Below are 20,706 nucleotides of genomic sequence, written 5' to 3'. Positions count from 1 at the left end.
CGAATCTCCTTACATGCGGAACACGCCGAAGCGTGTCGGTTCAATCGGCGCGTTCAGCGATGCAGCGATTGCGAGACCCAGCACGCGGCGGGTGTCGGCCGGGTCGATGATGCCGTCGTCCCACAGGCGCGCGCTGGCGTAGTAGGGGTGGCCCTGGGTTTCGTATTGCTGGCGGATCGGCGCCTTGAAGGCCTCTTCCTCCTCCGCGCTCCAGCTGCCGCCCTTGGCCGCGATGCCGTCCTTCTTCACCTGCGCGAGCACGCTCGCGGCCTGCTCGCCGCCCATCACCGAGATGCGCGCGTTGGGCCACATCCACAGGAAGCGCGGTGAGTAAGCACGGCCACACATGCCGTAGTTGCCGGCGCCGAAACTGCCACCGATCACCACGGTGAACTTGGGCACCTTCGCGCAGGACACCGCGGTGACCATCTTCGCGCCGTCTTTCGCGATGCCGCCGTTCTCGTACTTGCGGCCCACCATGAAGCCGGTGATGTTCTGCAGGAACACCAGCGGAATGCCGCGCTGGCTGCACAGTTCGATGAAGTGCGCGCCCTTCTGTGCGCTCTCCGAAAACAGGATGCCGTTGTTCGCGACGATGCCGACCGGGTGGCCGTGGATGTGTGCGAAGCCGGTGATCAGCGTGGTGCCGTAGCGCGCCTTGAACTCGTCGAAGCGCGAGCCGTCGACGATGCGCGCGATCACTTCGCGCACATCGAAGGGTTTCTTCGCATCGGCCGGAATCACACCGTAGAGCTCACTGGCGTCGTACAACGGTGGTCCGTGCTCCGCCATGGCGGGGCCAACCGGGCGCTGCGTATTCAGGTGCGAAACGATGCGGCGCACCTGCCCGAGGGCGTCGTGATCGTCTTCAGCGAGGTAGTCGGCCACGCCCGAGAGCCGCGTGTGAACATCGCCGCCACCGAGGTCTTCGGCACTCACTTCTTCGCCAGTGGCGGCCTTCACCAGTGGCGGGCCGCCGAGGTAGATCGTCCCCTGGTTCTTCACGATCACGGTTTCATCGCTCATCGCCGGCACATAAGCGCCGCCCGCGGTGCACATGCCCATCACGCAGGCGATCTGCGGGATGCCCGCAGCACTCATGTTGGCCTGGTTGAAGAAGATGCGGCCGAAGTGATCGCGATCGGGGAAGACCTCGTCCTGCATCGGCAGGAAGGCGCCGCCCGAATCGACCAGGTAGATGCAGGGCAGCCGGTTCTCGGCAGCGATCTCCTGCGCACGCAGGTGTTTCTTCACCGTGATCGGGTAATAGGTGCCGCCCTTCACCGTGGCATCGTTGGCGATGATCAGGCATTCGCGGCCCGATACGCGACCGATGCCGGCGACCACGCCGCCAGATGCGACATCGCCGCCATACATGCCCCACGCCGCCATCGGCGAGAGTTCAAGGAAAGGCGTGCCCGGATCGAGCAGCGCTTCGATGCGTTCGCGCGCGAGCAGCTTGCCGCGTGCGCGATGCTTGTCGCGCGCATCGGCGCTGCCGCCCTGTGCGACCAGCGCAAGCTTGGCATGCAGATCGTCGACGACTTTGCGCATCGCCTCGGCATTGGCCTGGAATGCCGCGTCGCGCGGATTCAGATGTGAGTGCAGGACTGTCATTGTTGCTGGCCACCCCCATGGCCGGACACTTCAAGCACAGCGCACGTTCGCACGCTGTTTTCCCCCGCATGCGCACCGCCCACCGGCACGCATGCGCCTTGCGCGCTCAGAACACGCGCGTCCCGAACACCGTGGCGCGGTAGTTCAGGACATAACGGCCCTCCACTGCATGCGCCTCGAACGTCGCGGCGATCGCCGCTTCCGCTTCGGCACGGCGCGGGCTGTTGGCACGCGGCATGTAGGAGCGTGACAGCGCAAGTGCGACAAAGGCTTCGCGATCGACCGCCAGGCGGTGCGGCACTTCGAAATGGCGCGCCGCCGCGCCCAGAAAGGCCTCTGGCGCACAGTCTTCGAGCATCCGCATGCGTTCGTGCGCATCCCCCCGGAAGCGCGCGAGCAGATCTGCGAAGGCTGCATCGGCATCGGCGACGACATGGCGTTCATTGCCGATCAAGGCGACCCAGCCCCCGGGGCGCAGGATGCGGCGGAATTCGGCGCGCGTCAGCGCCGGATCAAACCAATGGAAGGCGGTGCCGACCGCGATGCCGTCCACCGACGCATCGGCCAGCCCGGTTTGCTCGGCCGTGCCGCCGCGCATGTCGAACGAGGGCAGCGCCGCCAGCAAGCGGGCACCGGCCTCGCGCATCGCATCGTTCGGTTCGATCCCGGTGACACGAAAACCACGCTGCAGGAAGGCCTGTGCCAGCAAGCCGGTGCCGCAACCCACATCGGCCACCTGCTGGCCAGGGCTGGCGCCGACCGCCTCGGCCAGCAGGCCGATCAAGATCGCGGGATAGCCGGGACGACCGACGATGTAGTCACGCACCTTGTCCGTAAACAGTGTGCTGACATCCGCGTGCGTCATCTCAGAAAGCCCCTTCCGACAGCCACTTCTCGATCTGCGGCAGGCGGTCGACGCCCCAGAAGGGCTCACCCTCGACGATGAAGAAGGGGGAGCCGAAAACGCCGCGCGCCAGCGCCACGTCGACTTCGGCCTTGAGCCGCTCCTTGATCGCGCCGGTGCTGATCGCGTCGGAGAGCTCGACGCGCGCGATGCCAAGCCCTGCAGCGATGTCGAGCACCGTGTCCGCTTCGGAAATGTTGATGTCTTCGACGAAGTAAGCGCGGTACAGCGCACGGGCCAATTCGCGGGCCTTGGTCGTGTTGCGGTCGTTCAGCCACAGGAAGGCACGCGCCGCGTTCTGGGTGGGAATCGGGAAGTGCGTCGGCCGCTTGAACGGGAGCCCGAGAAAGCGGGCCGAACGTGCCACGTCGCGCAACACGTATTCCCCTTTGAGCGGCACATTGGGCAGTGGCACCGCGCCCATCGCCTTGAACGCGGCGCCGAGCAGGATGGGGTGCCAGATCACGGCACGACCATGCTTGCTGGCGATCGTGTCGATCACCTCAGCCGCCAGGTATCCGTAGGGCGAGGAAAAGTCGAAATAGAAATCGATCGGAGCGGGCATCGCGGTGTCCTCAGAACGGGCCGTCGGCCAGCCACTTTTCGAGAATCGGCAAGCGCGAGTAGCCCCAGAAGGGCTCGCCGTCGACAATGAAGAAGGGCGCAGAGAACACGCCGCGCGCGATCGCAAGCTCGGTCTCGGCCTTGAGCCGCTCCTTCACCGGCGCGCCATTGAGCGCCTCGTGAGCGGCGCTGCGATCGAGCCCGAAGGATTCGATCAGGTCGAGCACGACGTCCAGTTCGGCAATGTTGCGCCCCTCGACAAAGTAGGCCTGAAAGACCTGCGCGGCGAAGGCCTTGGCGCGCTCGGGGTCGCGGTCCTGCCCCCACAGGAAGGCTGCCGCCGCGTGCTGTGTCGGTATCGGATACTGCTTGGGGTGCTGGTAGGGCAGGCCGTAGAACTTCGCCAGGCGCGTGACGTCTCGCTCGACATAGTCGTGGCGCAGCGGCAAGGTCGGCAGCGGCGCGCCGCCCACGGCCTTGAAGGCAGCACCCAGCACCATCGGATGCCAGATGACCGTGCGGCCATGCCGCTCGGCGATCTCTTCGATCAGCTTCGAACCGACGTAACAGTAGGGCGATGCAAAATCGAAGTAGAAATCGATGAAGGCGCTCAAGTCAGTTCTCCATGGACGAGGTATTGCTCAAGCCGCAGGCTGCGCGACATCCGGCAATGCTAGTCCAAGGCGTGCGCAGCGTCTTGCGCTTTGCTGCAACGCGCGTCGCTCAGCCGGCCGCCAGCGCGCGACTGATCACCAGGCGCTGGATATCGCTGGTGCCTTCGTAGATCTGGCAGACCCGCACATCGCGGTAGATGCGCTCGACCGGAAAGTCGGTGACATAGCCATAGCCGCCGTGGATCTGGATCGCGTCGGAGCAGACCGCCTCCGCCATCTCGCTGGCGAAAAGCTTGGCCTGCGAGGCTTCCTTCAGGCACGGCCGGCCGGCGTCTTTCAGCGCGGCTGCGTGCCACACCAACTGGCGTGCAGCCTCCAGCCGCGTCGCCATGTCGGCGAGGCGGAAGGCAACCGCCTGATGCTGGATGATCGGCTGGCCGAAGCTCTCGCGTTCCTTCGCGTAACGCAGCGCCGCGTCGAGCGCCGCCCGCGCCATGCCGAGCGCCTGCGCAGCGATCCCGATGCGGCCACCTTCGAGGTTGGCCAGCGCGATGCGGTAGCCCTCGCCCTCGCTGCCAAGCAGCGCATCAGGGCCCACGCGGCATTGCTCGAACAGGATCTGTGCAGTGTCCGACGCGCGCTGACCCATCTTGTCTTCGACCCGGGCGACGACATAGCCGGGGGTTGCGGTGGGCACGACGAAAGCCGAGATGCCTTTCTTGCCGGCCTTCGGGTCGGTCACGGCGAAGACGATCGCGACGTCGGCGTGCTTGCCGGTGGTGATGAACTGCTTGACGCCATCGAGCACCCAGCCGTCGCCATCCCGTACGGCGCGGGTACGGATGGCGCCTGCGTCGGAGCCGACATGCGGCTCGGTCAGACAGAAACAGCCGAGTTTCTCGCCGCGCGCCAGCGGCACCAGCCACTCGAGTTTCTGCGCCGCGTTGCCGAAAGCATTGAGCGGCCCGCAGACAACCGAGTTCTGCACGCTGACGATGGTGGAGGTGGCGCCGTCTGCCGCCGCGATCTCTTCGATCGCCAGCGCCAGCGAGACATAGTCTAGGCCCGCGCCGCCGTGCGCTTCGGGAACCACGATGCCGAGCACACCGAGTTCGGCGAGACCGCGCAGGGCCTCGCGCGGGAAACTGTGGTCGCGATCCCATGCCGCGGCGTGGGGGGCGATGCAGTCCTGCGCGTAGGCGCGCACCGCATCGCGGATCATTTCCTGTTCTTGCGTGAGCAGCATGTCTCCTCCTCGCCGCCGGGTAGGCGTGCCGATCAGGCCGGATGTTAATCGCACCCCGTGTGCGGGGCTGTCACCGGAGGGACGCTTGTGGCGGCACCGTCGGGGCCGCGATTGTCGCTGCTACGTGGGCGGGAGTCTGACGCCAGGAAGACGATCGCTCGCGCCGGGACACCCCGACGCGAACCGATGCTGCGCGATCAGGGCCCCGTGTTGGTCGAGCGCGCGCCGTCCGGGATCGAGCGCCGGATCGAGTCTTCGACCGCATCCTTGTCGGCGGTGGTCACGCTGTCAGCGCGGACGCGCTTGGGGATGTTGCTGCCGGTGGAATAGACGACCCGCTCTTCCGGGTCGCGCGCTTCTTCACCATCGGTCGCGCATCCGGCGAGGTTGGCGAGGCCGGCAAGCGCAGGAATGATCAGCCATTTCTTGTTCAAGGGTAGCTCTCCACAAGGGTTTCAGGCGCATCGGGTAGACGCGTTCGTGAAGACTATCGACACCTCTGCTGCTTGAACAGTTCTGCGACGGACAAAGTGCGCATTCGCCAACAAAAACGCCCCTTCGGAGGGGCGTCTGTGTTCTTGCGAACCGGTGGCAACAGGCGATTGCGTGCCCGCCGCCAGCTCAATGGCGATCGTTCTTGTTCTTGTTTTCCAGCGTCGTCACCAACGCGATCAGCAGGACGCCGACCACAACCGCCACCACATAACCACCAAACACCCCGACCAACCCCGACGTGATATCCATTGCGCCTCCCCTGGCATCAGGGCGCCACCGCGCCCGTTCGTGTTCCTCTGGATGCGGCAGCGGGCTTTCCCCTGCTGCCAACAGGGGGAAGCGTACGGGCGGGCGCTCCGCCGGCGTTGATGCGGGTCAAACCGTCGCGCGGGTCGCAGCGCCGGGTCAGCCCATGGTCTTCGCGATTGCATCGCAGACCGGGCGCTGCGGATCGCCGGATGGCAAGCCTTTGCATACCGCACGCGCCTTCGCCGCGATTGCGGCATGACTGGCCGTGTGCTTGCCTGTGGCATGCCAGGCAGCCAGTTTCTTCGCGCTGCGCTCAAGCGCCGTGCGGTTGCGCAGGTAGAACGCGTCCGGCGTGCTCGCGACCTCGTCCAACAGCCGCGTAGCAGCCGCTTCGATCCGCACCGCGTCATCCGGCGTCAGATCGAGCAGGCCGTTGAGGTAACCCGTGCCCCACTGCAAACGGGTTGCGCCACCGTGCGAGGCGGCCCAGGCGTCCTCGTACCATTTGAGCGCGGCGGCGGTGTCGCCCCGCTTCTTCGCATTGCCACCCAGCATCCGCATGAAGTAGTAGGGCGCATGCGAGCGTTTGAGTTCGGCCTTGAGGAGCGCGTCGGAATCGTCGAGCAAGCCCGCGTCGGTCAGCACGCCGGCAGCGGTGTAGATCACCGACTGGCGCTCGAAGCCGTTGTTCGTCGCCGCGTCCGCAGCCTGAATCTGTTTGCGCAGTTGCGCCGGCTCGACCGGTGTGGCGCCTTCCAGCTTGCCGAGCGCCACCCGCGCCCCGAGTGCGGACAGGCGATCGGTGGTCGACAGCGTGGCGTCCTGCGTCAAACGTTCGAGCGCCTGGCTCCACTGCTGCGCAAGCGCGCGGCGCGCCGCGCCGCCCGACGGTGTCACCAGCGGCACCACCTTGTCGGGGTCGATGATCAGCAGATCGAAGAGCGACCGCGCTTCCGCCGCATCCGCGAGCAGCTTCTCGATTAGCTGCGCACCGGCGTCGCTGGCCAGCGTCGGTTGTGGCGTCATCTGCGCCTGCGCAATGAAGGCCTTGAGCGCGAGACGCGTCGCCAGTGCCGATTCGGCCGGCGGCACGCTGGCGGCGAGCTGCGCCAGCGTGGCGGGCAACGCCGCCTTGCGGACGAGTTGTTCCTCGTCCGCATCGAACGGGTAGTACGCGAGCAGGCGCCAGTCGTCGGCCGTGGTCGGGCGTCCGGCCAGCGCTGCGGCGAGGACTTCCTTTACCGGTCGGCCCGCGTTCATCCCGAGCGCGAGGACTTGCAGGTAGTGCTGGGGATCGACTTCGCCGGGCAAGCGGGTGAGCTCGGTGCCGTCGGGGCGGAAGAGGATCATCGTGGGGTAGCCGCTGACCTTGAAGCGGCTCGCGAGTTTCTGCCCGTCGGCCGAATCGCCATCGAGTTCGACCGGAATGAATTGCTTTGCGCGTTCGGCGAAATCCGCGCGGTTGAACAGCGTCGCCTTGACCTGGTTGCAGTAGGGACACCACTCCGCACCCCAGTACAGGAACACCGGCTTGTTGGTGCGCGCGGCCTCGGCGAAGGCGGCATCCACACCGCCGTTGAACCACGACACAGCACCACTGCCGCTCGCGGCCGGAAGGCTTTGTCCGGTGGCGGGCAGAGCTGGAGCGGGTTTGGGGTCAGGCGCTTTCGAGCAGGCCAACAGCAGGAACACGCTGAGCGGCGCCAGGCGCCATGCGAATGCGGGCATCGGAGTATCCAGTGGGCCGGCGGATGGCGCCGGCGGTTTCAGGGCGCACCGCGCTTCTGGCGCGGCAGCAAGTGAGCATTTTGCCCCAAGCCACTGCAAAGACTTTGCGGGATCGCTGCAAAGCAATCCCGCGCAAGGCCTTACCAGGGAATCGGTGTGCCGTCGTAATTCAAGTAAGCGCCGTTGTCGGCCGGACCGACACGATCGAGCACGCCGCGCATGCCGAGCACCGAGTCGTAGGCTTCGATCTGCGCGTTGGGTCCGCCCATCGCCGTCTTGACCCAACCCGGGTGCAGCGACACCACGGTAAGGCCGCGCGGGCCATATTCGCTGGCAGCGCACTTGGCCACCATGTTCACCGCCGCCTTCGAGGCGCGATACAGCAGCCCGGTGGCCGACGTGGTGCCACTGATCGAGCCCATCGTGGACGAGATCACGGCGATCTTGCCGCGCCGACTGATGAGCGAGTCGGCAAACGCCTGGATCACGCGCATCGGGCCCAACACGTTGGTGTGCATCACCGCATCGAAGTCTTCATTGCCGGGCGCGAGAAAACCCTGGGTTTCTGGGCCGTAGAGCCCGGCACACACGACCAGCAGGTCGAGCGGATCCTCGTCCGCATGCCAGGCCGCACCTGCGATCGAATTGGCCGAGGTCACGTCGAGCGGGATCACCTCGACGCCCTTGACCCGCATCAGCTCGGTCGCCTTCGCCGGCGTACGCACGCCGGCATAGACCTTCCAGCCCTGGATCGCGTACTGGCGGGCGAACTCCAGCCCGATACCGCGCGATGCCCCTGCAATCAGAACCGTCTTCTGCGCCATCAACCCCGCCCTCCAGGATTCCTGAGATTCGTCAGCCACACCCCGGCCAGCACCAGCACACCGCCCGCCAGCACCGACATGCCGACATGTTCGTCGAGGATCAGCGCCGCAAGCAAGACTGCGCTGATCGGCACCAGATTGATGAAGACGGCGGCGCGCGCCGCGCCCAGGCGCATCACGCCCTGCGCGTACCAGACATAGGAGAACCCGCTGCCGAGTATGCCGAGGTAGAGCAGCGCCGCCACGGCATGCCACGACACTACGGGCAGCGTGCGCAGGCTGCCTTCGGCGAGGCCCGCGCACAGCAGCATCAGACCGCCGGCCACCGAGGCATAGAAGGTCATCGTCAGCGGTGCGAGGGTACGACTCACGCGCCGCCCGATCAGCGTATAGGCACACCACCCGGCGACGCAGCCGAGGATTGCGATCTCGCCGCTGCCGATTTCGCCACGCAATAGCGCCAGCGGGTCGCCGCGACCGATCACCATCAGACACCCTGCCAGCGCAATCGCAACACCTGCCAGGCGCGCGAGACTCAGCGCCTCACCCATCAGAAGCCATGCGGCAAGGGCCACCGCCACCGGGTTGAGCGCGATCACCAGTGCGCCGCGGCCTGCCTGCACATGCTGGAGTCCATAGAAGAAGCAGAGGTTGTAGGCGAGGATGCCGGTGAAGCCCATCGCCAGAATGCGCGCCAGATCGGCGCGACCGATCCGTGGCAGCTTGCCCGCGCTGTGCCAGACCAGCAGGCCCAGCGTCAAGGTGCCCAGCAAGAAACGCCAGCCGGCCGCAGCCAGTGGCGGCATCTCGGCAGCAACGATGCGGCCCGCGATCCAGGTGCCACCCCAGATGAAGGCAACCACGACTTGCAAGGCAATCACGGGCGCGAGACGGGATTCCGGTTTCACTTCAGTCCCTGCTTGCAGAACCCGAACATGGTAACGGCAGCGACGCCGCCAACAAAAAGGCCGCCCGCAGGCGGCCTTTCTGATGCGCAATAAAAACTCAGAGCAGTTCGACCGCCATCGCGGTCGCTTCACCGCCGCCGATGCACAGGCTGGCGACGCCGCGCTTGAGGCCGCGCTTCTTCAGCGCGCCGATCAGCGTCACGATCACGCGCGCACCGGAGGCACCGATCGGATGGCCCAGCGCACAGGCGCCGCCATTGACGTTGACCTTCTCGTGCGGCAGCTTGTGGTCGTGCATCGCGGCCATGGTGACCACCGCGAAGGCTTCGTTGATCTCGAACAGATCGACGCTGTCGGTGTTCCAGCCGGTCTTGGCGTAGAGCTTTTCGATCGCGCCGACCGGGGCAGTCGTGAACCAGCCCGGCTCATGTGCATGGGTGGCATGGCCGACGATCTTCGCGACCGGCTTGAGGCCCAGCTTGTCGGCGGTCGAGGCGCGCATCAGCACCAGCGCGGCGGCGCCGTCGGAGATCGACGACGAGGTTGCGGCGGTCACGGTGCCATCCTTGCGGAAGGCCGGCTTGAGCGACGGGATCTTCTCCGGCTTGGCCTTGAACGGGGATTCGTCCTTGGCGATCTGGACGTCACCGCCCTTGCCGGCCACGGTCACCGGTGCGATTTCCCACTCGAAGCTGCCATCGGTGTTGGCGGCCAGCGCGCGGCGGGTCGATTCGATCGCGAAGGCATCCTGCGCTTCACGCGTAAATCCGTACTTGGCCGCGGTGTCTTCGGCGTAGTTACCCATCGACTTGCCACCGCCGTTGGGGGTCTTCTCGTAGGCATCTTCCAGGCCGTCCAGGGCCATGTGGTCGAACACCGTGGAATGGCCATAGCGGTAGCCACCGCGGGCCTTGGGCAGCAGGTAGGGCGCGTTGGACATGCTTTCCATGCCGCCGGCGACGATCACGTCGACCGAGCCGGCGAGCAGCTGGTCGTGCGCCATCATCGTGGCCTTCATGCCCGAGCCGCACACCTTGTTGATCGTGGTGGCGACAGCCGACAGCGGCAGCCCGGCGCCCAGCGTGGCCTGGCGCGCCGGGGCCTGGCCCTGCCCGGCGGGCAGCACGCAGCCCATGATGACTTCCTGCACCTGCTCCGGCTTCAGGCCGGCGCGCTCCACCGCCGCCTTGATGGCGACGCTGCCCAGCTGATGACCGGCAAACCCGGACAGTTCGCCCATCATGGCGCCGATAGGCGTACGGGCGACGGATACGATGACGACGGGATCAGACATGATGCGTTCCTCGATATGGGTAGAGAAATCAGACCTGCCGAGACTGCGCTGCCTGGCCTACGTGGCGCTTACGACGCCCGTTCCCCCGGCCATTGCACGCCCAGTCAAGAGTGTTCCGCAGTGCAGCAATCCACTTGATGGTACAGAGAAAACGTGAAGTTTCCACTGCATAAGCAGCAGGCAGAGTGTACGCCGAAGGGGCGATCTACTCGCAAGCGTTCATGCACGGGGCATCGATCAACGCCGGCAGTTTGTGCGCGGCGCCAGGCCCCGAGCGGTCGTGCCGTGACTCAGGCGGTCTCGGCGAAGAGCTCGCGCCCGATCAGCATGCGCCGGATTTCGCTGGTGCCGGCACCGATCTCGTACAGCTTGGCGTCACGCCACAGTCGACCGACCGGGTATTCGTTGATGTAGCCATTGCCGCCCAGCGTCTGGATCGCCTCACCTGCCATCCAGGTCGCCTTCTCCGCTGAGTAGAGGATCGCGCCGGCGGCATCCTTGCGCAGACTGCGTGCGTGGTCGCCGCGGTCGCAAGCCTGCCCCACCGCATACACATAGGCCCGCGTCGCCTGCCAGGTGGTGTAGAGGTCGGCCACCTTGCCCTGCATCAGCTGGAATTCGCCGATCGCCTGACCGAACTGCTTGCGGTCGTGGATGTAGGGAATCACCACGTCCATGCAGGCAGCCATGATGCCCAGCGGGCCACCCGACAGAACCGCGCGCTCGTAATCGAGGCCGCTCATCAGCACCTTCACGCCGTTGCCCACGCCACCCATGACGTTGGCCTCGGGCACCTCGCAGTCGACGAACACCAGCTCGCCGGTATGCGAGCCGCGCATGCCGAGCTTGTCCAGCTTCTGCGCGACCGAGAAGCCTTTCATGCCCTTCTCGATCAGGAAGGCAGTGATGCCGCGCGGGCCGGCCTCCGGGTCGGTCTTCGCATACACCACGAGCAGGTCGGCGTCGGGGCCGTTGGTGATCCACATCTTGGTGCCGTTGAGCACATAGCGGTCACCGCGCTTGTCGGCCCGCAGGCGCATCGACACCACGTCGGAGCCGGCGTTCGGCTCGCTCATCGCGAGGGCGCCGACATACTCGCCGGAAATGAGTTTCGGCAGGTACTTGTCCTTCTGCGCGGCGTTGCCGTTGCGGTGGATCTGGTTCACACAGAGGTTCGAATGCGCCCCGTACGACAGCCCCACAGAGGCCGAGGCGCGCGAGATCTCTTCCATTGCGATGATGTGCGCGAGATAGCCCATGTTGGCACCGCCGTAGTCCTCGCTCGCCGTCATGCCCAGCACGCCCAGATCGCCGAACTTGCGCCACAGGTCCATCGGGAACTGGTCGGTCCGATCGATTTCGGCCGCGCGCGGCGCGATCTCCTTCGCCGCGAAATCGGCGACCGAGTCGCGCAGCATGTCGAGGGTTTCGCCGAGGGCGAAATTGAGGCCAAGGCTCATCGGTGTGCTCCTGATACGTGCGAGGAAGGCAACGCCGCGCTGCGTTCGTGGCGCAACGCGGCACTGCCGGTTTCGGGCCACCCTCCCCTGGTTGGCGACCCCTGCGGTGCGGCGATGGTAAGCCGCGCGATGCGCCGCGGGTGTCCCGCGCCTGACAAACGGCCTTGACAGGCAATGCCGCAGCGCAACATAAGAGCGCTACACTGCCCGGCTGGACACCGCAATGACCGATACGCTCGACTTTCCTTTCACAGAATTGCCCGCACCGGGCAGCACACTCCCGCTCGAAGGCGGTGTGCGCTGGGTGCGCATGCCGCTGCCGTTCGCGCTGGACCACATCAACCTGTGGCTGCTCGACGACGGCGAGGGCGTCGCGATCGTCGATACCGGCATTGGCGACGCCACCACCCGCGGCCTGTGGGAGCAGATCTTCGCGACGCTCGACCGCCCGGTCACACAGATCGTCGTCACCCACGCGCATCCCGATCACATCGGCAACGCGCGCTGGCTGTCGGACCGTTTCGGCGTGCCGGTGCATGCCACGCTCGGTGAATACCTGTGGGCGCATGCGATCCGCGATGGCCACGCCGGTTTCACCACCGAAGCGCTGGTCGCGCTGTTCCGCCGCCACGGGCTGGATGAAGCACGCGCCGACGCGCTGCTTGCGCGTGGCAACCATTACGCCCGCGGCGTACCGGAACTGCCGGAAAGCTATCTGCGGATCCGCGACGGCAGCACGATCACGATCGGCGGCAACGCGTGGCGCGTGATCAACGGCTACGGCCATTCCGCCGAACACGCCGCGTTGTGGTGCGAAGCGCTGCACGTGCTGATCTCCGGCGACATGCTGCTGCCGCGTATCTCCACCAACGTCAGCACCAGCACCGTCACGCCGCAGGACGATCCGGTCGCACAGTACGTCGAATCGCTCGGCCGCTTCGCCGCATTGCCCGCCGACACGCTGGTGCTGCCCTCGCACGGGCGCCCCTTCCGCGGCGCGCAGGCGCGCATCCAGCAGTTGATCGCGCATCACGAAGAACGTTGCGGCGCGCTGCTCGCCGCACTGGATCAGCCGATGAGCGCCGGCGAGCTGCTGGCCACCTTGTTCCCGCGCGAACTCGACACCCATCAGGTGATGTTCGCGATGGGCGAGGCCATCGGTCACCTCAATCACCTTGCCGCCCGGGGCGCCGTAAGCGCCATGGAAGCCGCGGACGGCATCCTCCGGTTTGCGCGGGCCTAGTACCCGCAACGAACACGTCACTCAGGGAGTCCATCCACCATGTCCACTGCCGAAACCGCCAAACCCGAACTGCCCGATCCGCAGGAAGTCGCCAAGACCTACGCGGAAGTCGCCCAGCGTGCCTCGAAGCTGCTGCACGAACATGTGAAGCGCCAGGCCGCGCGCGGCATCACCCCGCCGGAGGACGAACTGGGCATCGCCCAGGCCTTCATGGACATGATGGCCAAGCTGCTGGCGAACCCCTACAAGCTCGCCCAGGCACAGATGAACCTGGTGTGGGACTACTTCTCGCTGTGGCAGCACTCGACGATGCGCTTCATGGGCATGAGTGGCGCGCCGGTCGCGGCCCCTGCCAAGGAAGACAAGCGCTTCAAGGATCAGGAGTGGCAGGATCACTTCCTGTTCGACTTCATCAAGCAGAGCTACCTGATTTCCGCCCGCCATATCCATGACGTGGTGGGCGGCGTTGAAGGGCTGGACGAAATCTCGCGCAAGAAGGTCAACTTCTTCACCCGCCAGTACATCGATGCGCTGTCGCCGTCGAACTTCGCGCTGACCAACCCGGAAGTGTTCCGCGAGACCGTGAAGAGCCACGGCCAGAACCTGGTCAAGGGCCTCAACAACCTGCTGCGTGATGTGGAAGAAGGCGACGGCCAGCTGCGCGTTCGCATGACCGACACCAGTGCCTTCGAGTGCGGCAAGAACGTCGCCACCACGCCGGGCAAGGTGGTGTTCCAGAACGATCTGATCCAGCTGCTGCACTACACCCCGACCACCACCGACGTGCTCAAGCGCCCGCTGCTGATCGTGCCGCCGTGGATCAACAAGTACTACATCCTCGATCTGCGCGAGAAGAACTCGCTGATCAAGTGGGCGGTCGAACAGGGCCACACGGTGTTCGTGATGAGCTGGGTGAACCCGGACGAAAAGCTCGCCGAAAAGGGCTTCGACGACTATGTGAAGGAAGGCGTCGTCGCCGCCGTCGACGCGATCGAAAAGCAGACCGGCGAGAAAGAGATCAACGCTGCGGCGTACTGCCTCGGCGGCACGCTGCTCGCCACCACGCTCGCCTACATGGCTGCCAAGAAGGACAAGCGCATCGCCAGCGCCACCTTCTTCACGACGCTGACCGACTTCTCGCAGCCGGGCGAACTGGGCGTGTTCATCGATGAAGGCCAGGTCACCAGCCTCGAGAAGAAGATGGCCGAGCGCGGCTACCTCGAAGGCAGCGAGATGGCCAACACCTTCAACCTGCTGCGCAGCAACGACCTGGTGTGGTCCTTCGTCGTCAACAACTACCTGATGGGCAAGGACCCCTTCCCCTTCGACCTGCTGTACTGGAATTCCGATTCCACCCGCATGCCGGCGAAGATGCACAGCTACTACCTGCGCAACATGTACATGAAGAATGCGCTGGTGCAGCCGGGCGGCATCGAGATCGACGGCGTGAAGATCGATCTGGGCAAGATCAAGGTGCCCTGTTACTTCATCTCGACGATCGAAGACCACATCGCGCCGTGGAAGTCGACCTACCTCGGCGCGCAGGTGTTCGGCGGCCCGGTGCGCTTCGTGCTGGGCGGCTCCGGCCACATCGCCGGCATCGTGAACCCGCCCTCGGCCAACAAGTACGGCTACTGGACCAACCCGACCAAGGCGCTGCCAGAATCGTCGGAAGACTGGCTCGCCGGCGCCTCGCAGAACCCCGGTTCGTGGTGGACCGACTGGCAGGCTTGGGTCACCGCGCACGACGATGCAAAGGTGCCGGCACGCGATCCGCTCAAGGGCACGCTCAAGGTGCTGGAAGATGCGCCCGGCAGCTTCGTGAAGGCAAGGCTGGACAAGGCACCCAAAGCGGCCTGAGCGGGATCAAGCTTGCGCAAGAAGGGGCTTCGGCCCCTTCTTTTTTGCTGCATCTGCGCTTCCCATTGTCACGCCGACAGTCCTACACTGGCCGTCTGCCGCGTACCCAGGAGAAAGCGCATGCCGTCCCGGCCGTCCCGAATCCTTTCGCTGCTCATCTCTGGCGCTGTCGCATTCACAGTCAGCGCCCCGCTTGTTCCGGCGTTTGCCGAAACCGCGCCGGCGAGCGCACCCGCGAAACAGTCATCTGGCAAGGTCTTCTCGCAGCAGGAACTCGATGAGCTGCTCGCACCGATCGCGCTGCACCCCGACGCGCTGCTCGCGCAGATCCTGATGGCTTCGACCTACCCGCTCGACATCGTGGAGGCGGCGCGCTGGCGCAAGGCCAATCCGAAGATCGAGGGCCAGGCACTCGAAGACGCCATGGTCAAGCAAAGTTGGGATCCGAGCGTCAAGTCGCTGACGACTTTCCCGACCGTGCTCGACATGATGAGCGAGAAGATCGACTGGACCCAGAAGCTCGGCGACGCCTTCCTTGGCCAGCAGACAGAAGTCATGCAGACGGTGCAGAAGCTGCGTGCCAAGGCCAAACAGGCCGGTTCGCTGGCTGACACCAAGGAACAAAAGGTCACGACCAGCAACGAAGGCGGCTCGTCGGTGATCATCATCGAGCAGGCCGACCCCAAGGTCGTCTATGTGCCGACCTACAACCCGGCCGTCGTGTATGGCACCTGGTGGTACCCGGCCCCGCCGCCCTACTACTACTACCCGCCTGGCTACGTGCCCGGTGCGGCGTTCTTCACATTCACCGCAGGCGTGATCGTCGGGGGCGCCCTGTGGGGTAACTGCAACTGGGGCCACAACGACATCAACATCAACGTCAACCGCTACAACCAGGTCAATCACTTCGACAGCAACAACGTCAACAACATCAAGAACGGCAACTGGCAGCACAACCCGGAACAGCGCCGCGGCGTGCCTTATCAAAGCCAGGGTGCGCAGAGCAAGTTCGGCGGGGCGCAGGTGCAGAACAACAAGGCGCGGGACGAGTTCCGTGGCCGTGCGGAATCTGGCCGGCAGGACCTCGGCCAGCAGGGCTTCGACCGCAATGCTGCGGGCAATCGCCCGAGCGCCGGCACCAGTGATCGCGCCAGTGCGGGCAACCGAGCCGGTGGCGGGGCTGCCGACAACCGGGCGTCGAGCATGGATCGTGGCGGCGGGTACGACCGTGGCAGCGCGCAACCTCGCGCGTCGTCAAGCGATCGCAGTTCAAGTTCCGCATTTGGCGGAGTGAGCTCAGGCGCGCGTGCCAACGACTACAGCAGCCGCGGCAGTTCCAGCCGCGCCGGCATGAGTAGCGGCGGCGGCGCACGGGCCGGTGGTGGTGGCGGACGCCGCCGTTGAGTGATGCGCAACGCAGAACGGATGATGAACTGATGACCCTATCGCACTCTTCGCGCATGGCGCGCACCCTGCGTGGATTCACCCTTGCAAGCGCACTGATCGCGCTTCCCGCCTTCGCAGCCGGCAGCGCGCCGCGCGTTTTCCCGCAACCCGAAGAAGCCGCCGCGGCGCTGGTCGCCAGTCTCAAGGCAGCCGACGGCAAGGCCGTACTGGCGGTACTCGGCAGTAGCGCCCGCGAATGGGTGTTCAGCGGAGACCGGCCCACCGACGTCAAGCTGTGGCAACTCTTTGTAGATGCCTACGACGCGCAGCACACGGTGGTCGAGGTCGCCGACGGCCGTGCCGTGCTGATCGTCGGCCCCGGACGCTACCCGTTTTCCTTCCCGATTCTTCGCGTCGCGGGCGGATGGCGCTTCGATGCGGAGCAGGGCAAGGAAGAACTGATCAACCGCCGCGTCGGCATGAACGAACTCTCGACCATCGAGGTGCTGAAGGAAGTCGTGGCGGCCCAGCGTGAATACGCGCTGATGGATCGCAACGGAAACGGCTCGCCCGAATATGCGGCGCGCTTCACCAGTACAGCGGGCAAGCGCGACGGCCTTTACTGGGACACGGCGGCAGGCGAGGCACCGAGCCCGCTCGGCCCGCTGGTCGCCGAAGCGCAGGCCGCCGGCTACAGCAAGCACAGCAGCGGCAAGCCCTTCCACGGTTACATGTTCAAGATGCTCGACGGGCAAGGGCCGGACGCCGTCGGCGGCGCCCAGACCTATACGGTGGACGGCAAGGTCGGCGGCTTCGCGGTGCTTGCGTACCCGGCAAAATACGGCCTCAGCGGCGTGAAGTCCTTCATCGTGAACCAGGTCGGCGTGATCCTGGAAAAGGATCTCGGCGCGAAGACCGCGAGCATTGCCGAGAAGACAACGCTGTTCAATCCGGACAAGAGCTGGGCGCCCGTCGCCAAGCGCTGATCCGTGCTGCACAAAATGACGGGCCGGTCGCTCACGCGCACCGGCCCGTTTCCTTGATGCCGCTGCGGCCAGATCAGCGCAGGCTCAGGTCGAGGAAGGTCCAGGTCAGCGCCCACATCCGCGCGCGCTGGGTGTTGTCGGCTGCGCCGGCATGGCCGCCTTCCATGTTCTCGAAGTACCACACGTCCTGACCGAACTCGCGCATGCGGGCAGCCATCTTGCGGGCATGGCCCGGATGCACGCGGTCATCGCGGGTTGAGGTCACGAACAGCGTGCGCGGGTAGCTCACCCCCGGCTTGAGGTTCTGGTAGGGCGAGTACTTCGAGATGTAGGCCCATTCCTCCGGGATGTCCGGATTGCCGTACTCACCCATCCACGACGCGCCGGCCAGCAACTGGTGGTAGCGCTTCATGTCCAGCAGCGGCACCTGGCACACCACCGCCGCGAACAGGTCGGGGCGCTGTACTTCGGTCGCCCCCACCAGCAAGCCACCATTGCTACCGCCCATGATCGCGAGCTTCTTCGGCGAAGTGACGCCGCGCCGGATCAGGTCTTCGGCCACCGCGATGAAGTCGTCGTAGGCGTTCTGGCGCTTCTCTTTGAGCGCTGCCGCATGCCAGCGCGGGCCGAACTCGCCGCCGCCGCGGATGTTCGCCACCACATAGGCGCCGCCGCGCTCCAGCCAGCCCGCGCCGACGCCGCCGTTGTAGCCGGGCGTCATTGCAATCTCGAACCCACCGTAACCGTACAGCACTGTCGGCAAGGAACCGTCGCGCGGCGCCCCCTTCGGTGCAACGATGAAGTACGGCACTCGGGTGCCATCACGCGAGGTGGCTTCGTACTGCGCCACCTCCAGCCCGGAGGCATCGAAGAAGGCCGGCAGCTGCTGCAGCGTTTGCACACCCGGCTTGCCGAACTGCACATAACTGAGCGTGGAGGGCGTGAGGTAGTCCGAAGTCGTCAGCAGGTAATCGTTCGACCCCTCCGGATCGATCGGGGTCGCCTTGCTGTCGCCCAGCGCCGGCACCGGTACCACGCGCTGCACCCAGCCGGAGCGGCCACGACGCACTTCGAGCACCCGACCGCGCACCTTGTCGAGCAGGTCGAGCACGAAGCCGTCCTTGACCGCGTGCCAGTCTTCCATCGCCACCGTTTCATCGGGGACAAACAGCACTTCGGGCAGCGCACGGCGCGCTTTCGCCACGTCCAGCGGCAGGGCCAGCAGCGAGCCCTTCATGAAGGTGTGGCCGTTGCGCGTCCAGTCGTCGCGCAACTCCAGGATCAGGCGGTCGCGCCACACCCGTGCCTTCGCGCTGTCCGGCTTGTCGATCTTCGCCAGCTTGCCGTCGCGCCCGAGGGCATACAGTTCTTCGGTGAAGAACGTCGGCAACTTGACGATGAAACTGCGCGACACAGGCTGGGTCTGGTCGAGCAGGGCGTAGGCCAGCATGTCTTCCTTGCGCGCCTCAAAGACGGTCTGCGCCTGCGCCAACGGCGTACCGCGTTTCCAGCGCTTGAGCACCCGCGCATAGCCCGAATCGGTGAGGCTACCGGGGCCGAAGTCTGTACCCACGATCAGCGTATTGCGATCGACCCAACTCGCGCCCGACTTGGCCGTCGGGATACGGAAACCGCCATCAACGAAGCGCGACGTCTGCGTATCGAACTCGCGGATCTCGACCGCATCGCCGCCACCCGGCGACAGGCTGATCAGGCAGCGCTCGCCCTCCGGCCCCAGACAATCGGCGCCTTTCCAGACCCAGGATTGGCCTTCCGCACGCCCGAGCGCATCGACATCCAGCACCGTCTCCCACTTGGGCGCGCCCTTGCGGTAGTCGACGAGCGCGGTGCGCCGCCAGATGCCGCGAGGGTGTTCGGCGTCCTGCCAGAAGTTGTAGGCCCACGCCCCGTTGAGCGTGATCGGCACCAGCCGCTGCGGCGAGTTGTAGATGCCGAGCAGGCGCTGGTGCAGTGCTGCGTAGCCGGGCGCCTGCTCGAGCTTCGGCAAGGTTTCGGCGTTGCGCGCGCGTACCCAGTCGAGCGAGGCCGGCGCATCGATCGCCTCCAGCCATTGATAAGGGTCTTCATCAGCGGCGCGCGCGCTGCCAGCAACGGTGACGGCAGCGACAAAGACGGCGCTGAGGGCAAAACGCAAGCTCATCGGACTTTGCTCCGGATTCGGGTGGTCGTGATCAGGGCAGCCACGCGGGCCACGCCAAGGCAAGCCAGGCAGGCTAGCACCCGGCAGACGCAGAAGCTTGTCAGTGTGTATCCGCGTCGACGATTTGCGCCGCGCAGGCCTGCAGCAGCACGGGCAGTTCCGAAGTGTCCGGATCGAAGCTGTGTGCCATCACGTGGCAGGAATCCACCAGCTTGATCACATGGTCGTCGCTGCTGGCGGTCGCCGCCGAACGCAGCGCCGGCCAGCGAGGCAACGGATCGGGCAGGGGCTGCAGTGCCATCGGCCAGGGGCGGCCGATCGCCACGTACGCGGCACAGAAAGCGAACCAGTAACGCTGCAGCACCGCTTCGCGATCCTCGATCCAGGGCCACAGCACCTGCAGGGCATGCAAGCTGGTGATCAGATGCAGCGCCGTGAAGTCGCCCGTCGCCCGGTAGAGCCGTCCAGCCGTGACGGCGAGAGAATGCCAGGCGCGATCGGCGCCCTTCTCGATGCGCAGGCTCGGCACCGCGCCGAGAAAGGCCGGACGCGCCATCACCTCGATCAGCCGCCCCATGATCAGCGGCCGCTCGAAGCTGACACCTTCGAGCGCCGGGCCTTGCGCCAGGCAACGCAGCCCCTCTGCCGCGCCGATGCTGCCCGGCGCCGAAGGCCGCGGCGTCTCGCGCCGGTGCGCGGCGAGCAGCGCCAGCCCCGCAGCCGTCTCGCTGATCGATTCGAAGCGCACGCCGTAGGCGAGCCGGATCAGGCCATGGAACGCCGCCGTGGCAAGGCCTTCGAACAATACCGGCAACTCGCGGCGCAAGACCGCATCGCGGTGTTCCGCCGACAGCATCGCCTGGAAGCGCGCCCACTGCGCCGGAAAGTCGTGCGGGGTCTGCGAGGGCGGCAAGGGTCGCAGCTGCGATCGATACGCGGCGGCGAAGGCATCGAGCCGATCGACCGACGCCCCCAGCGCATGCAGTGCCGCGAGCGCCATCGGCAGGTGATTGGAGAACCCGTTCGTCAGAGACGCGTCATCGCCGCGCAGGGCGTCGAGACGTGCGATCAAGTGTGAATCCGGCGCCATCGTGAGTGGTTCCATCCATCGGCGATCCGCGATTGTGTCACCCGCAGCGGTGGTACGCTCCGCGATCCGCTCATCTC

The 20,706-nt window shown here is 66.0% G+C and carries 18 protein-coding genes; 4 read left to right on the top strand and 14 right to left on the bottom strand.

All coding sequences use genetic code 11. The features are described from left to right. Positions 1-9 precede the first annotated feature (9 nt). From GGR36_RS16420 to GGR36_RS16370, 12 genes are all read right to left on the bottom strand, one after another. The gene (locus GGR36_RS16420) at positions 10-1,617 is read right to left on the bottom strand and encodes a carboxyl transferase domain-containing protein (protein WP_183635864.1); all 1,608 of its coding nucleotides are present in this window, start codon (positions 1,615-1,617) and stop codon (positions 10-12) included. Between the two features lie 106 nt (positions 1,618-1,723). Continuing rightward, the gene (locus GGR36_RS16415; RefSeq protein WP_183635863.1) at positions 1,724-2,482 is read right to left on the bottom strand and encodes a class I SAM-dependent methyltransferase; all 759 of its coding nucleotides are present in this window, start codon (positions 2,480-2,482) and stop codon (positions 1,724-1,726) included. 1 nt (position 2,483) lies between these two features. Continuing rightward, a complete protein-coding gene (locus GGR36_RS16410) occupies positions 2,484-3,086 on the bottom strand; it encodes a 2-hydroxychromene-2-carboxylate isomerase (protein WP_183635862.1) in 603 nt (200 codons plus the stop codon). A 10-nt stretch (positions 3,087-3,096) separates the two neighbouring features. Then, positions 3,097-3,699: a 2-hydroxychromene-2-carboxylate isomerase gene (locus GGR36_RS16405; RefSeq protein ID WP_183635861.1), complete on the bottom strand. Its 603-nt coding sequence runs from the start codon at positions 3,697-3,699 to the stop codon at positions 3,097-3,099. A 109-nt stretch (positions 3,700-3,808) separates the two neighbouring features. After that, the gene (locus GGR36_RS16400; protein ID WP_183635860.1) at positions 3,809-4,945 is read right to left on the bottom strand and encodes an acyl-CoA dehydrogenase family protein; all 1,137 of its coding nucleotides are present in this window, start codon (positions 4,943-4,945) and stop codon (positions 3,809-3,811) included. A 197-nt stretch (positions 4,946-5,142) separates the two neighbouring features. After that, on the bottom strand, positions 5,143-5,379 hold the full coding sequence (locus GGR36_RS16395; RefSeq protein ID WP_183635859.1) for a hypothetical protein: 237 nt from the start codon (positions 5,377-5,379) through the stop codon (positions 5,143-5,145). 187 nt (positions 5,380-5,566) lie between these two features. Then, positions 5,567-5,689: a hypothetical protein gene (locus tag GGR36_RS22140; RefSeq protein WP_276510021.1), complete on the bottom strand. Its 123-nt coding sequence runs from the start codon at positions 5,687-5,689 to the stop codon at positions 5,567-5,569. A gap of 156 nt (positions 5,690-5,845) precedes the next feature. Next, the gene (locus tag GGR36_RS16390; protein ID WP_183635858.1) at positions 5,846-7,417 is read right to left on the bottom strand and encodes a thioredoxin family protein; all 1,572 of its coding nucleotides are present in this window, start codon (positions 7,415-7,417) and stop codon (positions 5,846-5,848) included. A 140-nt stretch (positions 7,418-7,557) separates the two neighbouring features. Beyond that, positions 7,558-8,241: an SDR family NAD(P)-dependent oxidoreductase gene (locus tag GGR36_RS16385; RefSeq protein WP_183635857.1), complete on the bottom strand. Its 684-nt coding sequence runs from the start codon at positions 8,239-8,241 to the stop codon at positions 7,558-7,560. Beyond that, entirely contained in the window at positions 8,241-9,122 is an 882-nt protein-coding gene (locus tag GGR36_RS16380) for an EamA family transporter (RefSeq protein ID WP_183635856.1), read from the bottom strand. The genes GGR36_RS16385 and GGR36_RS16380 overlap by 1 nt, the downstream gene beginning before the upstream one ends. A 124-nt stretch (positions 9,123-9,246) precedes the next feature. Further along, positions 9,247-10,443 (bottom strand): acetyl-CoA C-acetyltransferase, encoded by a 1,197-nt coding sequence (locus tag GGR36_RS16375; RefSeq protein ID WP_183635855.1) that lies wholly within the window; start codon positions 10,441-10,443, stop codon positions 9,247-9,249. Positions 10,444-10,733: 290 nt separating this feature from the next. Continuing rightward, on the bottom strand, positions 10,734-11,903 hold the full coding sequence (locus tag GGR36_RS16370; RefSeq protein WP_183635854.1) for an isovaleryl-CoA dehydrogenase: 1,170 nt from the start codon (positions 11,901-11,903) through the stop codon (positions 10,734-10,736). 223 nt (positions 11,904-12,126) lie between these two features. Between GGR36_RS16370 and GGR36_RS16365 the strand changes: the two genes are divergently transcribed. From GGR36_RS16365 to GGR36_RS16350, 4 genes are all read left to right on the top strand, one after another. Further along, the gene (locus GGR36_RS16365; RefSeq protein WP_183635853.1) at positions 12,127-13,146 is read left to right on the top strand and encodes an MBL fold metallo-hydrolase; all 1,020 of its coding nucleotides are present in this window, start codon (positions 12,127-12,129) and stop codon (positions 13,144-13,146) included. 39 nt (positions 13,147-13,185) lie between these two features. Next, positions 13,186-15,006 carry a PHA/PHB synthase family protein gene (locus tag GGR36_RS16360; protein WP_183635852.1) on the top strand — a complete coding sequence of 607 codons (1,821 nt, stop codon included), beginning with the start codon at positions 13,186-13,188 and terminating at the stop codon, positions 15,004-15,006. Positions 15,007-15,126: 120 nt separating this feature from the next. After that, positions 15,127-16,410: a DUF3300 domain-containing protein gene (locus tag GGR36_RS16355; RefSeq protein ID WP_183635851.1), complete on the top strand. Its 1,284-nt coding sequence runs from the start codon at positions 15,127-15,129 to the stop codon at positions 16,408-16,410. A gap of 32 nt (positions 16,411-16,442) precedes the next feature. After that, positions 16,443-17,378: a DUF2950 domain-containing protein gene (locus GGR36_RS16350; protein ID WP_183635850.1), complete on the top strand. Its 936-nt coding sequence runs from the start codon at positions 16,443-16,445 to the stop codon at positions 17,376-17,378. Positions 17,379-17,451: 73 nt separating this feature from the next. On the opposite strand, the gene GGR36_RS16345 is transcribed toward GGR36_RS16350, so the two are convergent. Together GGR36_RS16345 and GGR36_RS16340 are read right to left on the bottom strand one after the other, a co-directional pair. Further along, positions 17,452-19,539, bottom strand: coding sequence for a prolyl oligopeptidase family serine peptidase (locus GGR36_RS16345; protein WP_183635849.1), 2,088 nt, complete (start codon positions 19,537-19,539; stop codon positions 17,452-17,454). 100 nt (positions 19,540-19,639) lie between these two features. Further along, positions 19,640-20,644 carry a questin oxidase family protein gene (locus tag GGR36_RS16340; protein ID WP_183635848.1) on the bottom strand — a complete coding sequence of 335 codons (1,005 nt, stop codon included), beginning with the start codon at positions 20,642-20,644 and terminating at the stop codon, positions 19,640-19,642. Positions 20,645-20,706: the final 62 nt, after the last annotated feature.

Source organism: Niveibacterium umoris (genome assembly GCF_014197015.1).
GTDB classification, from domain to species: Bacteria; Pseudomonadota; Gammaproteobacteria; order Burkholderiales; family Rhodocyclaceae; genus Niveibacterium; species Niveibacterium umoris.
The sequence above is the reverse complement of the archived record's forward strand: the minus strand, read 5'-3'. Positions and strand labels throughout refer to the sequence as shown.